At 64.0% G+C, this 1,346-nt stretch carries 1 protein-coding gene; it reads left to right on the top strand.

From position 1 onward, the window contains the following. Positions 1-101 precede the first annotated feature (101 nt). Positions 102-1,346, top strand: a complete 1,245-nt coding sequence (locus CTR53_RS21140) for an ISL3 family transposase (RefSeq protein ID WP_290818483.1) — start codon at positions 102-104, stop codon at positions 1,344-1,346.

Here is a 1,346-nt window from a genome sequence, read left to right on the forward strand (position 1 = left end):
GGCTCTATGAGATCTCCCGTGGAGACCACAAGATGTAGTGGTATGGCATCGGGAGCCGAACTGTGGAAAGCTGACCGGGTCTCCTTGCTACTGGACTGCTGATGATGCCGATCACTCTGGCCGTGCCTTTGGATTTGCTCGATGTCCGGGTGTTGGCCAACCGGATGCTGGAGGATGGCACGGTGTTGATTGAGGTGGAAAGCACCTTGCGGACGACCCGATGCCACCGCTGTGGTCGGGAAATCGACCGGTTTCACGGCTTCGACCGACCGATCCGGTTGCGGCACCTGCCGGTGTTTGGGCGTCAGGTGGTCGTCGAAATCCGGCCGAAGCGCTACCGCTGCCCGTACTGCGAGGAGGGGCCGACCACCACCCAGCGCTGCGTCTGGTATGACCCCAACCGCCCACACACCACGGCGTTCGAGCAGGACGTCTTGAAGCGGCTGATCCACGGCACGGTGGCCGATGTGAGTCGGCAACTCCACCTGGGGGTGAAGGCGGTGGAAGGACTCCTGGACGCTCGTCTGGCGCCGGCGGTGGACTGGACCACGTTTGCCGCGTTGGAGACCTTGGGCATCGACGAGGTGGCGCTGCTCAAGGGCCATGGCCATTACGTGGCGGTGGTCTGGGCGCGGGACGCCGACGGGCAAAACCATGTGCTGGCGGTATTGCCGGACCGGTTGCGGGCCACGGTTGAGGCCTTTCTGGAAACAATCCCGGACGCCCTGAAAGCCACGGTGCGGCGGGTCTGCATGGATATGTGGGAGGGCTACGCCAGCGCGGTGGCGGCGGCGCTGCCCAACGCCCAAATCGTGGTGGACCGGTTTCATGTCGCCGTCCACTACCGGGAGGCGGTGGACACCTTGCGCCAGGCCGAATGCCGCCGGCTCAACGCCGGACGGTCCCCCGAGCGGGCGGTGCCCACCGCCGCGTTGCGGCCCTTGCTCCGTCGGGAATGGCGGTCGCTCAATCCCGATCAGCAAGGCCGACTGGTGGAGTTGTTCGAGCTGACGCCCACGTTGGCCAGCGCCTATGTGCTGCGCACCCTGCTGACGGCGATCTTTGACCATACCCCGGATCGAGCCACCGCCCAGAGCCGACTTCAACTCTGGGTCGAGCAAGTCGCGGCTTCGGGTTTGAGCTGTTTCGATCAGTTCATCAATACCTTGCACCACTGGCAGGACGGGATTCTTAACTATTTCGAGGGCGGACATACCAGCGGCTTCGTCGAAGGGCTCAACAACAAGCTGAAGCTGCTCAAGCGCCGCTGCTTCGGCCTGGACGACCCGGTCGAGCTGTTCCGCCGACTGTGGCTGGATATCGAGGGTCCACGACTTTGGGCATGA

Origin of the sequence: Ferrovibrio sp. (genome assembly GCF_002796975.1) — a bacterium.
Taxonomy (GTDB): domain Bacteria; phylum Pseudomonadota; class Alphaproteobacteria; order Ferrovibrionales; family Ferrovibrionaceae; genus Ferrovibrio.